The organism is Microbispora sp. NPDC004025, from assembly GCF_053604425.1.
Genome location: NZ_JBSGHN010000011.1, coordinates 258,332 through 277,227, shown reverse-complemented (window position 1 = coordinate 277,227; position 18,896 = coordinate 258,332). Strand labels below are relative to the sequence as shown.

The following is an 18,896-nucleotide window of genomic DNA, read 5'->3' as shown; positions in this document are numbered from 1 at the left end:
GGTCGCGGTGAACCCGCCGCCCCAGTCGTTGGCCGCGTACGTCACCGTGCACCCGGCGCCGGGCGAGGGGGACGGCGACGGCGACGGGCTGGGCGAGGGGGACGGGCTGGGCGAGGGGCTGGGAGAGGACAGGCCGGTCTGGGCGGTGGCGGTGAGCGTGGCCGAGGGCTGGCTGGTGTTTCCGGCCGCGTCCCTGGCCACCACGTAGAACGTGTAGCTCGTGCCGGCGACCAGCCTCTCCGCGACGTAGAGGGTCGTCGCCGATGAGCCGATCTTGGTGTAGCCGGTGCCCTGCCTCATGTACACGTCGTAACCCGCGACCCCGGTGTCGTCGGTCGAGGCGGTCCAGCACATCGGCACCGCGTTCGCGAAGTCCGCCCCGCAGACCCGCAGCCCGGTGGGCGCGCTCGGCGGCGTGGTGTCCACCGGAGAAGGCGAGGACGACGGCGACGGGCTGGGGGAGGGGGACGGCGAGGGGGAGGCGGTGCCGCCGGGCGGGGTGCCCCAGACCAGCGTGTCACCGTCGTACACCGGCACGTGGGAGGCCCCCGACGCCGACCAGTCGTTGGCCGGGTCCCAGGTCGCGCCGTTCGGCACAGAGATACGCAGCTGCGTGCCCCGCTTGTAGAGCTGGGCGTCGCCGGGGTAGATCGGCTTGCCGGTGCAGTCGACTTCGGCGTAGTAGGTGCGGTCCCCCGCGGGCGCCGGCCCGCTGACCGCGCAGCCGCTGCTGTCGCCGCCGGTCACCTTCACCTGCGAGATCGAGGTGGAGCCGTCGAGTGTGAAGTAGTAACGCGCCTTGCCCGACTGGAGGACGCGCGGTGGCCAGTTCGACGTGTTGGTGATGGTGACGGTCATGGACGTGCCGTCCACGCCGGTGTAGACGTTGCCGGTCTCGGCGCGGATCTCCGGGTACTTCTCCTCCGGCGCGGGGAAGTTCGCCACGGGCGTCCCGCCGTACTCCTTCGCGAATCGCGCGAGCACGTTGGTGATGCCGGAGTTGTAGTCGATCGCCACCTCGTTGCGGACGTAGTCCGTACGGCTGTCGGTGTAGGCGTCGGCCTGGTCGGGGCCGCCGGCGAGCGCGCCGTACAGGACGTGCAGGTTCGGGCCGGCGGTGTCGCTCATGTAGCCGAGGTACTGGCCGCTGGCCGCGCGATGGTGGACGTGCGTGGGCGGGTTGCTCCCGAAGCCGACCATGTAGCTGGAGCGGCGGGGATTGTCCCCGAGCGCGTAGTCGACCTGCCGTTTGGCGAAGTCGTGGTAGCGCGCGTAGAGCGGGTCCCCGGGCCCGAGGTGGTCGGCGTAGACCAGGGCCACCCAGGCGGTGTTCAGCGCCATGCGCAGCGAGGCCCAGTTGAAGATGTACGCCAGGCCGCCGGGGGTGACCGGCCCCTTCTTGCCCTTGTAGCCGGCCGTCCAGTAGTCGAGGTAACGCCGGACGTCGTCGGCGTACTTCTGCTCTCCGGTGAGCGTCGCCATCAGGGCGTAGACGCCGTACTCCTTGTCGTTCCATCCCAGCCCGAACGTGTAGGCGGGCACGGTCGTGCCGCCCGCGCCCTGGCCCACGTCGGGCTCGCTGCCCATCTTCGGGTAGAACTCGCGGGCCTTGTCCAGGTAGCTCCCGGTGCCGGTGGCCCGGTAGAGCCACACGGCCGCCCAGGCCAGCTCGTCCCAGTACATCTTCGTCGCGCCGGGGTGGTCGGCGCCGCCCTCCCAGGTCGAGTTGTAGTAGCCGGAGATGCCCGGCACGCAACTCGTGTACGCCGTGTCCTGGCCGTTCGTGCCCTTGGTCGTGTCGGCGAACGTGAACAGCTGCCTGGCGTGGGTCAGCAGCGTGTCCGCGTACGCCGGGTCGGTCTGGCGGAAGGCCATCGAGGAGGCGGCCATCGCGGCGGCCGTCTCGGCGACGACGTCGGTGCCCTTGCAGGTCGGCGTGATCTTGTAGACGGGCCGCGACATGCCCTTGATGTCGATCACCTCGGGCGGGCCCCAGTAGGCGTGGTCCACGCTGCCGTCGCCCACCTGGACGTACAACGTCTCCGGCTCGGGGTGGGCGGCGATCAGGTAGTCGGTGGCCCATTTCAGGTTGTTCAGCATGGGCGTGAGCTGCGTGCCGTACCCGGACCGGTTCTCGACCACCCCCCAGGCCAGCATCGTCGTGGTGAACGCCATCGGGAAGCCGAACTTGACGTGGTCGCCCGCGTCGTACCAGCCGCCGGACAGGTCCACCCCGGCCGCCTTGCCGTCGTTCAGCGTGCGGTCGCCGCGCCATTCGACGCGGCTCCAGCCGGGCTTCCTGCCCGACTGCTGCGCCTCGTAGAAGTAGATCGACTTCTGCAGGGCCTCGGTGTAGTCGTACGACCCCGCGGCCTGTGCGGGCGTGGACCCGGGCACGAGCAGGGCGGCCAGCAGGGCGGCCATCCCGCCCAGGGACAGCAGTCTCATCGGGGGCCTCGTCTCAGGAGCAGGTGGTGCCGTTGAGGGTGAAGGCGGCCGGCTTGGGGTTGGCGCCGGTGTAGGTGCCCTGGAAGCCGATCTGGGTGGACTGGCCGGGGTTGATGGCCTTGTTCCAGTCGAGGTTGACGGCGGTGACGCTGGTGCCGGTCTGGGTCCAGGTGGCCGACCAGCCGGGTGGGCTGATCTTCTGGGTGCCGGGGAAGGTGAACTTCAGGGTCCAGCCGTTGATCGCGGTGGTGCCGGTGTTGGCGATGGTGATGGTCGCGGTGAACCCGCCGCCCCAGTCGTTGGCCGCGTACGTCACCGTGCACCCGGCGCCGGGCGAGGGGGACGGCGACGGCGACGGGCTGGGCGACGGAGACGGGCTCGGTGAGGGTGACGGACTCGGCATGCCGCTCTGGGCGGTCGCGGTGAGCGTTGCCGAGGGCTGGCTGGTGTTGCCGGCCGCGTCCCTGGCCACCACGTAGAACGTGTACTGGTTCCCGGGCCGCAGGCCGCCCGCGTAGTAGATCGGTTTCGTGGTCGACCCGAACTTGACGAACTCGGTGCCCCGCTGCATGTAGACGTCGTATTCGACGTATCCGGAGTCGTCGGTCGAGGCGGTCCAGCACATGGGGACCGCGTCCTGGATGTGGAAATCGCACACGTGCAGGTTCGTGGGCTGGGTCGGCGGCGTGGTGTCCACCGGAGAAGGCGAGGACGACGGCGACGGGCTGGGGGAGGGGGACGGCGACGGGCTGGGCGAGGGCTCGGCGCCGGGCGCCGTGCCCCAGATGAGGCGGCCGTCGTTGCCGTACAGGGTCATGTGGTCGGCGCCCTTGGCCGACCAGTCGTTGGACGGGTCCCAGGCCGCGCCGTCGGCGACGCCGATGCGCAGCTGCACCTCGCGGCGGAACTCCGACTGGCCGCCCGGGAAGATTAGCGTCCCAGTGCAGTCGACCTCGGCGTAGTAGGTGCGCCCCTCCAGCGGGTGCGGCCCGGTGGGCTGCTTGCACTGCGTGTAGGACGTGCTCACCGTGACCTGGCTCGCCGTCGTCGAGCCGTCGAGCGTGAAGTAGTAGCGGAACTTCGCCTTGTCGAGCACGGTCGCCGGCCAGGCCGACTTGTTGATGACGTACGTCTTGGCCGCCGTCTCCCGGGTCGTATGGGTGATCGTCGGCTCCAGGTAGAACTCCGGGCCGTCGGGGGTCTCGCGCGGCAGCGTGGTCAGGGGAGAGCCGCCGTACTTGCCGTAGAGGACGGCGAGCGAGCTGGTGATGCCGGAGTTGAAGTCGAGCGCGACCTCGTTCTTCACGTAGTCGCCGCGGCTGTCGGTGTAGGCGTCGGCGCCGTCCGGGCCGCCCACGAGGGCGCCGTACAGGATGTGCCTGCTGACGGCGGGCTCGCCGTCGGGGCCGGCGTTGGTCCAGGCGCCGTGCGCGCCGCGGTGGTGCGGGTTGCGCGGCGGGTTGGTCCCGAAGCCGATCATGTAGCTGGAGCGGCGCGGGTTGTCGCCGAGCGCGTAGTCGACCTGGCGCTTGCCGAAGTCGTGGTAGCGCGCGTAGAGCGGGTCGCCGGAGCCGAGGAAGTCGGCGTACCTCATCGCGACGAAGGCCGTGTTGGCGGCCATGCGCAGCGAGGCCCAGTAGAAGATGTAGGCGAGGCCGCCCGGGGTGACCGTGCCCTTCTTGCCCTTGTAGCCGACCGTCCAGTAGTCGAGGTAGCGCTGGACGTCGTCCTTGTACTTCTGCTCGCCGGTCAGCTCGGCCATCTGCTCGTAGACGGCGTACTGCTTGTCGTTCCAGCCGAAGCCGAAGTTGAACACCGGCACCTGGGCGCCGTTGCTCCCCGGGTCCTCCTGCGTGCCCATCTTGGGGTAGAACTCGCGCGCCCGGGTGAGGTAGCTCGCGGTGCCGGTGGCCCGGTAGAGCCAGACGGAGGCCCAGGCCAGCTCGTCCCAGTACATCTTCGTGGCGCCCTCGACCTGGCCGCCCTCGCCCGTGGAGTTGTAGAAGCCCTGCGCGGCGCTGACGCAGTTCACGTACGCCGTGTCGCGGCCGTTCGTGCCCTTGGTCGTGTCGGCGAACGTGAACAGCTGCTTGGCGTGGGTGAGCAGCGTGTCGGCGTACGCCGGGTCGGTCGGCCGGAAGACGACCGACGAGGCGGCCATCGCGGCGGCGGTCTCGGCGGCGACGTCGGTGCCCGGGCACGACGCGGTGATCTTGTAGACCGGCCGCTTGTGGCCCTTGGCCTCGACGGTCTCCGGCGCACCCCAGTAGGAGTGGTCCTCGCCGCCGTCGCCGACCTGGACGTACAGGACGTTCGGCTCGGGATGGGCGTCGATGAAGTAGTCGTTCGACTGCCGGAGCGTGCGCAGCAGGTACGGCAACTGGCCCGAGCGCTCGTACGACGCCCGGTAGTCCGCGCCGCCCCAGGCCAGGGTGGTGGTCATGGACGCCATCGGGAAGCCGAACTTCACGTGGTCGCCGGCGTCGTAGAAGCCGCCGGACAGGTCCACCCCCGCGGACTTCCCGTCGTTGACGGTCGAGTCGGCCCGCCAGGTCACCCGGTTGCCGGACGGCAGGTGCCCCGATTCCTGTGCCTCGTAGAACAGGAACGACTTCTGCAGCGCCTCGCCGTAGTTGAAGGAGGCGGCCGAGACGGGGGTGGAGGTCGAGGTGACGGCCAGCAGGGCGCCGGCCAGTGCGGTCGCCGTGCTCGCGCTCAGCAGCCGTCGCGGTAGTCGCATCACGTGCCCCTCGGAAGGACGTCGGGCCGGCCCCGGGCGTGCGGGGCCGCCCCGGAACGGGCGGGACGATCTCGGGAGGGCTCCCGCCCGGATGGTGCGTACGCGAGGTGGCGCGATCCAAGCACGCTCCGGTCACGGACCCGTATGGCCAGGTCAGAGCGGCCGGGGGCACGTCGCGGAGCTGAAACTTTCAGCTCGCCGCCCCGCCGGCGGGGACGACAGCCGGCGGGACGGCGGCTCGCCCGGCTACGCCTGCACCGGGGCGGGTGAGTACGTCTCGACGTCGTGGTGCCGCATCCGGTGGATCAGCGTGTCCAGCGCCCAGGCGCCGGGCCCGAAGACGGCGATGAGGAAGAACGACCAGCAGAACATGGCCGCCGCCTCACCGCCGTTCTGCAGCGGGAACAGGTTCTGCGGCGCGTGGACCACGAAGTAGGCGTACGCCATCGAGCCCGAGCAGAGCAGCGCGCTGACACGGGTGAGCAGCCCGGCGAGGACGAGCGTCCCGAACACCAGCTGGATGGCCGCCGCCCACCAGCTCGGCCACGTGCCGAACGCCACGGCCTGGCCGGTTCCGCGGTTGCCGCCCAGCACGCCGAAGATCGTAGCCGCGCCGTGGCAGACGAACAGCAGCCCCGTCACGATGCGGAAGAGCGAGAGGACTGGTCCGCGGATCTGGTCCGATTTCATGTGATCACCTTCTTGTCGTGCCTGCCGGGTGGGCCGGCCGCGTACGCGTGGTCGCGATCGGGGCCGGCCCCATGGAAACGCGCCGGAAATCACCGGCGAAAGAGAAAGGGAAAACTCCGGCCGTCGCCTATCGAGAGTCAGAGAGCAGTAAACCGGCCGTCATTTCCGCCGTCCCGTGGCTCACATTGTCGGCGAATTGGACGTCCGGCGGCGAGAAGCCGCGCGGGACTGCGCCCAAAGAGGCGGATTCCCTGGTCAAAGCCTGGAACGAGCGGCATCGTCGTTGATGCTGCGGTGTTTCGCCCATGGACCACGGTGGCCGCGCCTCGCTTATTCAGCAGCGAATACGCGTCGGGCGGCGTAGTTCCAAGATTGCTTATAGGGGTGCCGCTAGTCAAGGCTTCAAGTAATTCTGCGTCAGCTTGTTGCCACGAGGTGTCGGCGAGTGCGCGACGGCACCCCGGTCACCTGCCGCTTCTTTGGACGGACGGTCCGCCGAATTCTGGGAGGCCACGTGAAACTTTCTCGCCGACCGCGGTCCGCCACGCGACGAGCACCTTCGGTCACCGCCTGGGCGCGCGGGCTACCTCGTCCACAGGCACTCCTGCGCCGTCCGCACGAGGGCCATCAACCCGGGCGACACACGTTCGCCCCGCCACGCGAGCGCGTAGGTCAGGCGGAGGTCGCCCGCGTCCAGGGGGACGAAGGCGACGTCGTCCCTGCGGACGGACGTGACCACCAGGAGCGGAGTGGGCAGCAGGCCGACGCCGGCCGCGACCAGGTCGAGCGCGGCGGCGAAGTCGTCGATCTCGTCGGCCACCACGTGCTGCCGGTGCGGTCCGACACGGGCGGCGAGCCGTGCCCACACCCCGCCGGGCGGGCGTTCGCGCGGCATCAGCACGCGGTGCCGCGCGAGCCGCTCGGGCTGCAGGCGGGGCAGGCCGGCGAGCGGGTCCCCGGCCGGTACGGCCAGGTGGCCGACGGGCACGTGGAAACGGGCGACCGTGGTCAGCTCCCGGGGGAAGGGCGCGGCGAGGATGGCCGCGGTCACCTCGCCGGCGGCGAGGGCCGCGACGGCGGCGGCGCGGCCGGCCGGGCGCAGTTCCACCTCGGCCGGCGGATCGCGGCGCGCCATCCGGCGGGCGATCCGCGCGGCGAGGCCGCCGGCGAGCGGGGGATAGGCCAGGCGGACACCGTCGCCCTCCGGCGCGGCGAGCCGTTTCGCCTCGGCCGTGAAGGCGGCCGCCGACTCCAGCAACGCCTCGGCGTACGGCAGCAGCGCCTTGCCGGCCGGTGACAGGTGGACCTCACGGCTCGTCCGGTCGAACAGGCGGACCCCGAGCGCGCGCTCGAGACGGCCGACGGCCTGGCTCGCGGCGGGCTGGGAGACGCCCAGTTCGGCGGCGGCACGGGAGAAGCTGAGATGCCGGGCGACGACGGCGAAGCAGCCGATGTCGCGCAGCGGCGGGCCGGAGTCCACGCTCCAGTATGGAGAGATCAGGCGGTCCGGCGCAGACGCAGGTCGCACCCCGTCTGGTGGTAGAACGCCAACTGGTCGTAGTAGACCCGCCCGCTGGCGAACACGCCGTCGTCGCCCATCGTGTAGGCGCCCGCCGCCGGGAAGACCACGGGGCGGCCGCTGCCCGTGATCTCCGTGCCGCCCGGCAGCAGCAGCACGCCGGTGTGGGTGCCCCTGAACGTCCACTCCACGACGACGGTGTCGTCGAGGACGGCCCGCGCGGTGGTGACGTTGTGCATGTCGGGAAACGCCGTGAAGAGCTGCCGGAAGTACCAGGCGATCTGCTCGTGGCCCTCCATCACCCCCGCGGGCGTGACGAAGACCGCTCCCGCGGCGAAGCAGCGGACCACTCGCTCCTCGTCGTGAGAGTTGATCGCGTCCGCGAGTGTTTCGAGCAGTGCGACGATCTCCGCCATCCGGTTCCCGTTCCCCTCGTCCTGGAACTCCTACCCATGGCGACGGGTGGCGACGCCGGGGCGAAGGCGGGGGCCCAGGATTCCCGGGGGTGCCGGGTTCGCCCGGGTGCGGGGTTCGCGTGGGGGTTCAGGGCTTGCGGGCGACGCCGCACAGCGCGTCGACCTCGGGCGCCTCACCGAACTGGCTGGGCTCGGGCCGCCATCGGGACACCGACACCACACCCGGCTCCAGCAGCGTGAGGCCGTCGAAGAAGCGCGCGAACTGCTCGGGCGTCCGCAGCCGGTAGGGGTCGCCGCCCTCGGCGCGGATGCGCTCGGCCTCGTCGGCCGCCTCGGGCGCGACGACCTTCGTGCCGTCCTCGAACACCAGATGGCTGCCGGACGGCAGGGCGTCCATGAGGTGACGCACGATCCCGTACGCCTCCTCGTCGTCGAGCACCTGGCCCATGATCCCCAGCAGCATGAGCGCCACCGGCTCGCCGAAGTCGAGCGTCTTCGACGCGCCCCGCAGGATCTTGTCCGGGTCGCGTACGTCGGCCTCGATGTAGTCGGTCACGCCGGGCGGACTGCTGGTCAGCAGGGCGTTGGCGTGCACCAGCACCAGGGGGTCGTTGTCGACGTAGACGATCCGCGACTCCGGCGCCACCCGCTGCGCCACCTGGTGCGTGTTGTCGGCGGTCGGCAGGCCGGTGCCGATGTCGAGGAACTGCCGGATGCCGGCCTCGCCCGCCAGGTGCCGTACGGCACGGCCGAGGAAGCCCCGCGACTGCCGGGCGATGTCCACGATGCCGGGGTACGCCTGCCGGATCTGCTCGCCGAGTTCGCGGTCCACGGTGAAGTGGTCCTTGCCGCCCAGGAAGTAGTTCCAGATGCGTGCCGAGTGGGGCACGCTCGTGTCGAGCTTGGGGCGGTGCTCCTCGCCGGGACCGTCCACCGGTACTTCGCCCACCTGGTCCTCCTGCCGTCAAGTGATCACCCCACACCTTAGATACTCGGGCGTCCGCCGCGAAAGCCGTACGGACCGGGGCTTGAGTCTCCAGCCGCTGGACGGTCCACACTCGGGGTCATGGACGACGACGAGGGGCTGTTCACCATCGGACGGCTCTCGCGCCGCACCGGGCTGCCGGTGCGCACGATCCGGTACTGGTCGGACGTCGGCGCGCTGCCGCCCGCCGGGCGGAGCGAGGGAGGCTACCGGCTCTACGACGCGGACGCCGTGGCCCGGCTGGAGCTCGTCAAGACGTTGCGCGAGCTCGGCCTCGGCCTCGGCGACGTACGCCGGGTGCTGGAGCGGAGGGTCACCCTGGCCGAGGTCGCCGCCGTCCACGTCAGCGCACTTGACGCGCAGATCCGCACCCTGCGGCTCCGGCGTGCGGTGCTCGCCACCGTCGCGAGGCGGCGGTCCGACACGGAGGAGATGAAACGGTTGAACGACCTGGCACGGCTGTCCGCCGAGGAACGGCGGCGAATCATCGAGGACTTCGTGGACGAGGTCTTCGGCGGCCTGGACGCCGATCCCGAGCTGCGGCGCAGACTGCGGCACACCGAGGTCGACCTGCCGGACGACCCCACGCCCGAGCAGGTGGACGCCTGGGTGGAGCTCGCCGGGCTCGTGCGCGACCCGGACTTCCGGCGGCGCATGCGCGAGGTGGTGGAGCAGAACACCCGCGGCCGGGCGGGACAGGAGCCGGGGGCCTTCATGTGGTTCGCCAAGAAGGTCGCCTGGGCCGCCGGGGAGGCGCGCGAGAAGGGCGTGCGCCCGCAATCGCCCGAGGCCGCCGAGGTCGTCGCCCGCCTGCTCGGCGACATGGACGCCGCCGGCCGGGCGGCCGTCAGGGAGCGTCTGGAGGCCGGCCTGTTCACCGAGGCCGAGCGCTACCGGCGTCTCATGGCCGTGATCAACGGCCGGGAGCCCAAGCCGTCCCACGCGGACGACTTCGCCTGGCTCCTGGAGGCCCTCCGCGCCCATCCCTGAGCGGGGAGCCGGTATCGGCCCACGCGGCAGGGGTCCGCCGTCCTCGGCGCCGTCGTGCGGGATCCCGCCGACGTCGAGAGGTTCACCTCGGGTCTGCGGTGGGCCGGCGCCCTGCCGGCCCTGCTGTGGATCGCCGCGATCGTCATCACTCTCCGTACGGTGCCGGGCCGTCGAGACCGGGACGCCGCCCCCGGGCGCCGAAGAGTCGCGCCGGCCGGCCGATCCGCTCGCGCACGGCCTGCCGGAAGTGCACGCAGCCGGCGACGTCGTCGTGGTCGCAGCCCAGCGCGCACTCGACGATGTCCAAGGCGGCCCGCGCCCGTTCGATGCGCCGTCGCAGCTCGGCCTGCCGGCGGCGGAGGATCTCACGCCGCTCGGACGGCTTGCGGGTGGCGAGCATCTCGCGGATCTCGTCGAGGCCGAGCCCGGCCTCCTTCGCCCGCAGGATGACGGCCACGCGGAAGAGGTCGTCGGGGCCGTAGCGACGCCGGTCGCCCGCGACGCGGGAGGGGGTCAGCAGTCCCACGGACTCCCAGTGCCGCAGGACGTGCGTCGCGAGACCGAACCGGGCGGCCGCCTCGCCGATGCCGATGGTCGCGCTTGACTTCATGCCGACATTAAGTCGGACGCTGTCCTTCATGTCGAACCAATCCCTTTTCGCCCTGCTCGACCGCGTGGACCGGCATCCGGACCAGGAGGCGCTGCGCGCGCGCTCCTACGAACTTCTCGCTCTCGCCGCCGGGAGCCGAGTGGTGGACGTCGGCTGCGGCCTCGGACTCGCCGTCGCCGAGATGGCCGCCCTGGGCGCGCGGCCGATCGGCCTGGATGTGGACGGGCACGCCGTGGCGGTCGCGCGGTCCCGGCATCCCGGCCTGGAGTTCCGCCAGGCGGACGCCTGCGACCTGCCGTTCGAGGACGGCGAACTGGCCGGTTATCGGGCCGACAAGGTCTACCACGGCCTGGCCGACCCGGCGCGTGCGGTGGCCGAGGCGTGGCGGGTGCTCGCTCCGGGCGGGCGGATCGTGCTGCTGGGGCAGGACTGGGACACGTTCGTCGTCGACTCGGACGACCCCGCGGCCACGCGGGTCATGGTGCGGGCACGGGCGGACGCCGTCCCCAGCCCGCACGCGGCCCGCCGCCATCGCACCCTCCTGCTGGACGCGGGCTTCGCGGACGTCACCGTCGAGGTCCGTACGGGGATCTTCACGGATGGTTCGTTCCTGCCGATGGTCACCGGCATCGCCGAGGGCGCGTACGCCGCGGGCGCGGTCACCCGAGGGCAGGCCGACGACTGGATCGCGGAGCAGACCGGCCGCGCGCGGCGGGACAGGCTCTTCCTCGCCGTCCCCATGTTCCTGGCCGCCGCCCGGCGCCCGTGAGCCGGCGTCCCATGAGCCCGTTCGCGGTCAGGACATGGAGATGACCTGCCCGGTGACGCGACGGGCCTGGTGCGAGGCCAGGAAGACGATCACCTCGGCCACCTCCTCCGGCGTGCCGATGTGCCCCAGCGGGCCGGCCGCGCGGACGGCCTCCTCGACCGCCGGGGTGACCCAGCCGGTGTCGGTGGCGGGCGGGCGGAGCATGTTCGCCGTGATGCCGTAGCGGCCGAGTTCGGCGGCGGCCGACATGGTGTAGTTCTCCTGCGCCGCCTTGGCCGCGCCGTAGGACACCTCCTCGGGGAATCCCGCGGGCCCGCCGGAGGTGAGCCCGATGATCCGCCCCCACGTGGCGCCGCGCCGCACATGGCGGCGGGCGAACTCCGCGATCAGCAGGGCCGGTGCGCGCACGTCCACGGCGAACTGCCGGTCGTGAGAGTCGGCGTCCACCGGACGCAGCGCCCGCCCGAAGCGGTCCCGGGCGTCGGGAAGGAAGGTGTCGGCCAGCCAGCCGCTGGCATTGTTGACCAGGATCTCCACCGGCCCGAAGGCCGCCTCCGCCCGGTCGAACAGGTCGCCGACCGCGTCGGCGCGCGCGAGGTCGGCCTCCACCTGTTCGGCCCGGCCGCCCTCCCACCGGATCCGGGTCACGACCTCCTGGGCGTCCCGCGCCCGCAGCCTGCCGTACGCCTCGGGGAAGGCCGGATCGCCGGCGTGCTCGGCGGGATCGAGGCGCTTGTAGGTGAGGAGGACCGCTGCTCCGCAGGCGGCGAGCGCGACTGCGGTTGCCGCGCCGATGCCCTGGTTGGCCCCGGTGACCAGTGCCACCCGGCCCGTCAGTCGAGGATCGATCACCGAGAGGAGTCTGGCACTCGCCGAGCTACCCGGGCCACGGATTTTCTCCGGGAGGTCGTCCGCGGCGGGACGCCGGCCGGAATGTCGGTGGCCGCGGCTACGGTTCGCCCGTGCCGATGTTCGCTCTCTCACGGCCGGCTACGGCGAAGGCCGTCCGCTTCGAGGAAGGCTTGTGATGGTCACGGTCGACGACGTACGGCGGGTCGCCCTGCCCCTGCCCCGCACCGAGGAGGCGCTGGTGCGCGACCACGTGAAGTTCCGGGTCAGAGGCATCGTCTACGCCTCCGTCTCGCCGGACGAGACCCTGATGGGCTTCGCGTTCCCCAAGGAGGAGCGGGCGGCCCTCGTGGCCTCCGAGCCGGAGAAGTTCCTCATGCCTCTGCCCTCGGACGAGCGCTACCAGTGGGTCCGGGTCAGGATGGCGGCGATCGACGAGGCCGAGATGCGGGAGCTCGTCGTCGACGCCTGGCGCATGGTCGTGCCCAAACGGGTCGCGGCCGCGTACGACGCGGGCTGACGCGGCTCAGGCGCGGGCTCCGCCGTCGACCCGCAGGACGGTGCCGGTCACGAAGGACGAGCGGTCGCTCAGCAGCCAGGCGGCGGCCTCGGCGATCTCGGCCGGGTCGGCCGCGCGGCGCAGCGGTGTCTGCGCCGTGAGCCGCTCCTGGAGGCCGGGGGATTCCTCCTCCCATTCGCGGATCATGTCGGTGAGCGTGTTGCCGGGGGCGATCGCGTTGACGCGGATGCCTTCGGGGCCGTAGGTGACGGCGGCCGACTCGGTGAGGCTGTTGACCGCCCGCTTCATCGCACCGTAGGCCGGCAGCTCGGGGTTGCCCCGCAGGCTGCCGACGGACGAGTTGTTGACGATGGCGCCCGTGCCGGCGGTGGCCCGGATCGCCTCCACCTCGGCGACCATGGCCTGCCAGACGCCCTTGAGGTTCACGGCGTAGATGTGGTCGAAGTCGGCCTCCGGCATCCGGTCCATCGGGCCGGGCCGCTGGATCGCCGCCCCGTTGTTGAAGGCGACGTCGAGCCGGCCGTACAGGTCCACGGCGCGGCTCACGGCGGCGCGCACGCTCGCCGCGTCGGCCAGGTCGCACACGACATGGTCCGCGGTGCCGCCGGCCGCCCGGATCTCCTCGGTCACCGCCTTCAGCTGGGCCCGCGTCCGGGCCGCGAGCAGCACCCGGGCGCCCTCCCGGGCGAACAGCCGCGCCGCCGCGGCTCCGATACCGCGTCCGGCGCCGCTGACGAAGGCGACCTTGCCGGCCAGCAGGCCAGCGGCGGGGGTGAGCGTCTCAGTGGTCGATGTGTTGTCCATGGCACTCAGCCTTCGCCGGTGGGCGTGACGCATCCAGGCACCGGCGGTACCTGGATCGCCGGCGCGTCCCGGTCACACTGGAGGTATGGATCGACGAGAACTGGCCGGATTCCTGCGCAGCAGGCGCGAGCGGATCACCCCCGCCGACGTGGGACTGCCAGCCGGGCCCCGGCGCCGGACTCCGGGGCTGCGCCGTGAGGAGGTGGCGCAGCTGGCGTTCATCTCGGCGGAGTACTACACCCGGCTGGAACAGGCCCGCGGCCCGCGCCCGTCACGCGAGGTGCTGGCCGGGCTGGCCCGGGCCCTGCGCCTGTCGGACGCCGAGCGCGCCCACCTCCACCACCTCGCCGGCGCCCCGCCCGCCCCGCCGCCGGGGCCCCCGCGCGAGGTGCGGCAGAGCATCCTGGACCTGCTGCGGAGGCTGCCGCAGACCGCCGCGTTCGTGACGTCCGCGACGCTCGAGGTGCTCGCCTGGAACGACCTGGCCGCCGCTCTCATGGAGGACTTCTCCGCCCTGCCGCCGCGCGACCGCAACCTGGTGCGCCGCGTGTTCCTCGGACCGCATCGCGACGGGCGGCGGTTGTACGGGGTCTCCGACGCCGAGGAGTTCGCCCGCCACGCGGCCCGGCGCCTGCGTGCCGCCGCCGCCCGCTACCCCGACTCGCCCGAGGTGACCGAGCTGGTGGACGAGCTCCTCGCGAAGAGCGCGGAGTTCGCGCGGTTGTGGGAGTCCCACGACGTGGGGAGCGGGCCCACGCTGTGCAAGACCTTCCGCCACCCGATGGTCGGCCCGGTCACCGTCAACTGCGACGTCCTCGACATCAGCGACCGCGACCAGCAGGTGGTGATCTACACGGCCGTCCCCGGTTCGCCGTCCGAGGAGGCGCTGCGGCTGCTGTCGGTCATCGGCACCCAGCGCATGGACGCCCCCCGCTGACCTCGCGGCCGTCCGCTGCTTATGGATGCCCGCGGCTTATCGAGGTGGCAGTGCGGTGATCCATAAGCACGGGCAATGGATCCGGCCCGGACGCCTCGGGCGCGGAGAGGATGCGGAGCGTCCTGTCTGACGAACGAGGAGTCGTGATGACGTCGTCTTTTCCCGCGTCCACCGTGCTGGGGTACCCGAGGATCGGCCCGGATCGGGAGTTGAAGCGGGCGCTGGAGTCGTACTGGGAGGGACGCACGAGCCGGGCGGATCTGGAAGGCACGGCGCGGCGTCTGCGGGAGGACACCTGGCGGCGGCTCGCCGCGCTGGGCCTGGAGGGACTGCCGTCGAACACGTTCTCCTACTACGACCAGGTCCTCGACACGGCGGTGCTGCTGGGCGCGGTGCCCGCGCGTCACCGGCAGGACGACGACCTGATGACCTATTTCGCGATGGCCCGTGGCGCCGAGGGAATACCCCCGCTGCGCATGACCAAGTGGTTCGACACCAACTACCACTACATCGTCCCGGAGATCGGCCCGGAGACGGTCTTCGCCCTCGACGCGGGCAAGCCGCTGGCCGAGGTGCGCGAGGCTCGCGCCCTGGGGCTGGAGACCCGGCCTGTGGTGGTCGGGCCGGTGACGTTCCTGCTGCTGGCGCAGGCCGCGCCGGGCAGCCCCGACGGGTTCGTCCCGCTCGACCGGCTGGACGACGTCGTCGAGGTGTACGCGCGGCTGCTCGCCGAGCTGGCCGCGGAGGGCGTCGCCTGGGTGCAGCTCGACGAACCCGCCCTGGTCGCCGACCGCACCCCCGCCGAGCTGGCCGCGGTCGAGGCGGCGTACGGGCGGCTGGGACGGCTGGAGAACCGGCCCGCGCTGCTGGTCGCCTCCTACTTCGGGGATCTCGGCGACGCGCTGCCGGTGCTGGCCGCGACGCCGGTCGAGGCCGTCGCCCTGGACCTCGTCCGCGGCACGGCCGACGGCGTGGACGCCCTGGCCGGCAAGACGGTCGTCGCCGGGGTGGTGTCGGGCCGCGACGTGTGGCGCACCGACCGGGACCGGGCGCTGGCCACGCTGCTGGCCGTGCGGGAGCGCGCCGGCCGGGTGGCGGTGGGCACGTCGTGCTCACTGCTGCACGTGCCGTACGACGTGGAGCGGGAGACCGGCCTCGATCCCGCGCTGCGGGAGCGGCTGGCGTTCGCCGAGCAGAAGGTCGCCGAGGTGGTCGAGCTGGCGGGCCTGCTCGCCGCCGCGCCCCGCCAGCATTCACCCCGCCATCACGCACCCGGCCGTCATGTGTCCGGACGGTCCGCGGTCCAGGACCGTGCACAGGCGTCCGGACACCGGACCGCGCAGGGCCGTGCCCCCTACCCCGTACGCGCGGCGGCGCAGGCCGAGCACCTCAAGCTGCCGCTTCTCCCGGTCACCACGATCGGCTCGTTCCCCCAGACGGGCGAACTGCGCCGGGCGCGGGCCGCGCTGGCGGCCGGGGAGATCGGCGAGGCGGCGTACGAGAGCGTGGTCCGCACGGAGATCGAGCGGGTGATCGCGCTGCAGGAGCGGCTCGGGCTGGACGTCCTCGTGCACGGCGAGCCCGAGCGCAACGACATGGTGCAGTATTTCGCCGAGCACCTCGACGGCTTCGCCGTCACCCGGCACGGCTGGGTCCAGTCGTACGGCTCACGCTGCACCCGCCCGCCCATCCTGCACGGCGACGTACGGCGGCCTGAGCCGATCACCGTCCGCTGGGCGCGGTATGCCCAGTCGCTGACGAGCAAGCCGGTCAAGGGCATGCTGACCGGCCCGGTGACGATCGTGGCGTGGTCGTTCGTCCGCGACGACCTGCCGCTGCGCGAGGTGGTGTTCCAGGTCGCCGACGCCGTACGTGAGGAGGTTGGCGACCTCGAGGAGGCGGGCATCAGCGTCATCCAGGTCGACGAGCCGGCCCTGCGGGAACTGGTGCCGCTGCGGCGTGCCGAGCAGGCCGCCTACCTGGAGTGGGCCGTCGCGGCCTACCGGTGGGCGACCTCGGGCGCGAGCGAACGCACGCAGATCCACACGCACCTGTGCTACTCGGACGCCGACCAGATCCTCGCCGCGATCGACGGCCTCGACGCCGACGTCACGAGCATCGAGTCGGCCCGCTCGCGGGGGCGGCTGCTCGGCGCGGTCGGCGACTTCTCCCGGGGGCTCGGACCTGGGGTGTACGACATCCACTCGCCGCGCGTCCCGGGCGCCGACGAGGTCGAGGGCCTGCTCACGGAGGCGCTGCGGGCGGTGCCGGCCGAGCGGCTCTGGGTGAACCCCGACTGCGGGCTGAAGACCCGCTCGTACGAGCAGGTCGAGGCCGCGCTCGCAGGCGTCGTCGAAGCGGCGGCCCGCCTGCGTGCGCGACACGCCTGAGCACGCTCAGCGTGGCCTGACGGAACCCCGGGCGACCACCAGGCCGGATTCGTAGGCGAACACGACGAGCTGGGCGCGGTCGCGCGCGCCCAGTTTCGTCATCGCCCTGCTGACGTGGGTCTTGGCGGTGAACGGACTGATCACCATGTGCGCGGCGATCTCCTCGTTGGTGAGGCCGCGCGCGACCAGGGCGACGACCTCCCGTTCGCGGTTCGTGAGTTCCTCCAGGGCGGCCGTGGGCACGGCGTCCGGCGGGCGGGAGACGTACTCGCTGATCAGCGTCCGGGTGACGGCCGGGGACAGCAGGGCGTCGCCGCGCGCCGCGACCCTGATGGCCTGGAGGAGCTCCACGGGTTCGGTGTCCTTGAGCAGGAACCCGCTCGCGCCCGCCCGCAGCGCGTCGAACACGTACCGGTCGAGCCCGTAGTTGGTCAACATCACCACCCGCGTCGCGGCCAGGCGGGGGTCGGCGGCGATGTGGCGGGTCGTCTCGATGCCGTCCATGACGGGCATCTGGATGTCCACGAGCGCGACGTCGGGCACGTGCCGCTCGGCCAGCGCCAGGCCCTGGGCGCCGTCGCCCGCCTCGCCGACCACCTCGATGCCCTCCTCGGCGTCGAGCAGCGCCCGGAACCCGGCCCGGATGAGCGCCTGGTCGTCCACGAGCAGCACCCTGATCACGCCGCACCCTCCTCGACGCGCGGCTCGCCGGTGACGCCGGTGAGGGGCAGCTCGGCGTGGACGGTGAACCCGCCGTCCGGGCCCGGCCCGGCCTGGAGCCGCCCGCCGAGCGCGGACACCCGCTCCCGCATGCCGGTGAGACCCACGCCCGCGCGCGCCGCACCGGACCGCTCCGCACCGGACCGCTCCGCACCGGGCTGCTCCGGGCGGGGCTGCTCCGGGCCGGGCCGCTCCGGGGCGGACGGTCCGCCGGGCAGGCCCCGGCCGTCGTCCTCGACGCGTACGACGAGGACGCCGGGCCGGTAGCCGACGTGCACCGACGCCGAGGCGGGGCCCGCGTGGCGCGCCACGTTGGTGAGCGCCTCCTGCACGATCCGGTAGGCGGCGAGGTCGACCTCGGGCGGCAGGGCGCGGGGCGTGCCGGTGACCGCCAGCGTCGCCGGCACGCCCGCCGACCGCGCCCGCTCGACCAGCTCGCCGATCCGGTCGGTTCTGGCCGTGCCGGGCGCGTCGTCGGCGCCGGGCTCGCGCAGCACCTCCAGCGTCGCGCGCAGCTCCCGCATGGCGTCCGCGCTCGCGTCCTGGATGGCCAGCAGCGCGGGTGGCACGTCCTCTCCCCGCTTGCGCGCCAGATGGGCGGCCACCCCGGCCTGCACCTTGATGATGGAGATGCTGTGGGTGAGCGAGTCGTGCAGTTCCCTGGCGATGCGCAGCCGCTCCTCGCCGGCCCGGCGCAGCGCGGCCTCCTCGCGGGTGCGCTCCGCCTCGATGGCGCGCTGCTCGGCCTGGCGCAGGTAGGCCCGGCGCTGCCGTGAGACGACCCCCGCCACGCTGGCGGCGACGAACCAGCCGAGCAGCAGGCCGACCCGGTCCACCACCTCGCGTGGGGTCCGCGTGCCGAGGTCCGACAACTCCACGAGCAGGACACCGGCGAGGTAGACCGCGCTCACCGACGCCGCCCACACGCGCCGGCCGGCGTTCGCGGCGGAGAAGACGGTGATCATCACGGGGACCGCGGTCGCGGTCTCGGGGGGCACCCGCAGGGCGTAGGCCAGCATGCAGGCGGCAGAGACGACGAGTGCGGTCACCGGCGCCGTCCGCCGTACGGCCAGGGCGGCCGACCCGCCCGTCAGGAGCAGGTAGCCCACCACCCCCACCCGAGCCGGGCCGCTCGGCGCGCCGGGCAGCAGGGTCGCGCCCGCGAGCAGCGCCGCCACGACGCCCGCGAGCGCGGCGTCCGCGGCGTAGGTCCGGGGGAGGCGCCTGGCACCCGTCCGGCTGTCCGGCGGAGCCGGTGCGACCACGTCGGTGTCAGGCGACGCCTTCTGATCCGGGAAGACGGGCGGGCCGGGGGAGGCCCGCCGTGCGCGATCGCCGTGCATGTGCGAAGCGTAAACCGCGACCGATTCGCACCGCCTCCTCCCGGCGGACCGATCCGGCACTACTCCCGCCGTAGTACGGCGGCCGCCTCCCGCCGTGCCGGGGAGCGGCGTGGAACGCCTTCCGCCGTACGACGACCGGGACGGCGGCGACCGGCAGGATCGGGCC

General features: G+C 72.7%; 16 protein-coding genes. 5 read left to right on the top strand and 11 right to left on the bottom strand.

Going from position 1 to position 18,896, the window contains the following annotated elements; all coding sequences use genetic code 11:
- The 6 genes from ACWEQG_RS26270 to ACWEQG_RS26245 all read right to left on the bottom strand — a co-directional run.
- Nucleotides 1-2,448, bottom strand: a 2,448-nt coding sequence (locus ACWEQG_RS26270) for a glycoside hydrolase family 9 protein (protein WP_452288589.1), incomplete at its 3' end; no start/stop codon positions are given.
- Nucleotides 2,449-2,461: 13 nt separating this feature from the next.
- Nucleotides 2,462-5,188, bottom strand: coding sequence for a glycoside hydrolase family 9 protein (locus ACWEQG_RS26265; RefSeq protein ID WP_452288587.1), 2,727 nt, complete (start codon nt 5,186-5,188; stop codon nt 2,462-2,464).
- 246 nt (nt 5,189-5,434) lie between these two features.
- Entirely contained in the window at nt 5,435-5,878 is a 444-nt protein-coding gene (locus tag ACWEQG_RS26260; RefSeq protein ID WP_452288585.1) for a DoxX family protein, read from the bottom strand.
- 583 nt (nt 5,879-6,461) lie between these two features.
- A complete protein-coding gene (locus ACWEQG_RS26255; protein ID WP_452288583.1) occupies nt 6,462-7,358 on the bottom strand; it encodes a LysR family transcriptional regulator in 897 nt (298 codons plus the stop codon).
- Between the two features lie 17 nt (nt 7,359-7,375).
- Nucleotides 7,376-7,813: an ester cyclase gene (locus ACWEQG_RS26250; RefSeq protein ID WP_452288581.1), complete on the bottom strand. Its 438-nt coding sequence runs from the start codon at nt 7,811-7,813 to the stop codon at nt 7,376-7,378.
- 127 nt (nt 7,814-7,940) lie between these two features.
- A complete protein-coding gene (locus tag ACWEQG_RS26245; RefSeq protein WP_452288579.1) occupies nt 7,941-8,762 on the bottom strand; it encodes an SAM-dependent methyltransferase in 822 nt (273 codons plus the stop codon).
- Between the two features lie 117 nt (nt 8,763-8,879).
- On the opposite strand from ACWEQG_RS26245, the gene ACWEQG_RS26240 reads away from it, so the two are divergent.
- Nucleotides 8,880-9,788: a helix-turn-helix domain-containing protein gene (locus ACWEQG_RS26240; RefSeq protein ID WP_452288577.1), complete on the top strand. Its 909-nt coding sequence runs from the start codon at nt 8,880-8,882 to the stop codon at nt 9,786-9,788.
- A gap of 145 nt (nt 9,789-9,933) precedes the next feature.
- Here the strand turns inward: ACWEQG_RS26240 and ACWEQG_RS26235 are convergent, their stop codons facing one another.
- Nucleotides 9,934-10,428 (bottom strand): MerR family transcriptional regulator, encoded by a 495-nt coding sequence (locus ACWEQG_RS26235; protein ID WP_452288575.1) that lies wholly within the window; start codon nt 10,426-10,428, stop codon nt 9,934-9,936.
- Between ACWEQG_RS26235 and ACWEQG_RS26230 the strand changes: the two genes are divergently transcribed.
- Nucleotides 10,427-11,167, top strand: coding sequence for a methyltransferase domain-containing protein (locus tag ACWEQG_RS26230; protein WP_452288573.1), 741 nt, complete (start codon nt 10,427-10,429; stop codon nt 11,165-11,167). The two genes, ACWEQG_RS26235 and ACWEQG_RS26230, sit on opposite strands and share 2 nt — an antisense overlap.
- 27 nt (nt 11,168-11,194) lie before the next feature.
- Here the strand turns inward: ACWEQG_RS26230 and ACWEQG_RS26225 are convergent, their stop codons facing one another.
- Nucleotides 11,195-12,019 (bottom strand): SDR family NAD(P)-dependent oxidoreductase, encoded by an 825-nt coding sequence (locus ACWEQG_RS26225; protein WP_452288571.1) that lies wholly within the window; start codon nt 12,017-12,019, stop codon nt 11,195-11,197.
- Between the two features lie 175 nt (nt 12,020-12,194).
- Here ACWEQG_RS26225 and ACWEQG_RS26220 point away from each other — a divergent pair, with 175 nt between their 5' ends.
- Nucleotides 12,195-12,536: an MmcQ/YjbR family DNA-binding protein gene (locus tag ACWEQG_RS26220; RefSeq protein ID WP_363471896.1), complete on the top strand. Its 342-nt coding sequence runs from the start codon at nt 12,195-12,197 to the stop codon at nt 12,534-12,536.
- Between the two features lie 6 nt (nt 12,537-12,542).
- Here the strand turns inward: ACWEQG_RS26220 and ACWEQG_RS26215 are convergent, their stop codons facing one another.
- Nucleotides 12,543-13,340, bottom strand: a complete 798-nt coding sequence (locus tag ACWEQG_RS26215; protein ID WP_452288569.1) for an SDR family NAD(P)-dependent oxidoreductase — start codon at nt 13,338-13,340, stop codon at nt 12,543-12,545.
- Nucleotides 13,341-13,425: 85 nt separating this feature from the next.
- Here ACWEQG_RS26215 and ACWEQG_RS26210 point away from each other — a divergent pair, with 85 nt between their 5' ends.
- Together ACWEQG_RS26210 and metE are read left to right on the top strand one after the other, a co-directional pair.
- Complete coding sequence (locus ACWEQG_RS26210) at nt 13,426-14,277, top strand: helix-turn-helix transcriptional regulator (protein ID WP_452288567.1); 852 nt, start codon at nt 13,426-13,428, stop codon at nt 14,275-14,277.
- Nucleotides 14,278-14,423: 146 nt separating this feature from the next.
- A complete protein-coding gene (gene metE / locus ACWEQG_RS26205) occupies nt 14,424-16,667 on the top strand; it encodes a 5-methyltetrahydropteroyltriglutamate--homocysteine S-methyltransferase (protein WP_452288565.1) in 2,244 nt (747 codons plus the stop codon).
- A 6-nt stretch (nt 16,668-16,673) separates the two neighbouring features.
- On the opposite strand, the gene ACWEQG_RS26200 is transcribed toward metE, so the two are convergent.
- A complete protein-coding gene (locus ACWEQG_RS26200) occupies nt 16,674-17,348 on the bottom strand; it encodes a response regulator (protein ID WP_452288563.1) in 675 nt (224 codons plus the stop codon).
- On the bottom strand, nt 17,345-18,730 hold the full coding sequence (locus tag ACWEQG_RS26195; protein WP_452288561.1) for a sensor histidine kinase: 1,386 nt from the start codon (nt 18,728-18,730) through the stop codon (nt 17,345-17,347). Before ACWEQG_RS26195 ends, ACWEQG_RS26200 begins: the two co-directional genes overlap by 4 nt.
- Nucleotides 18,731-18,896 lie beyond the last annotated feature (166 nt).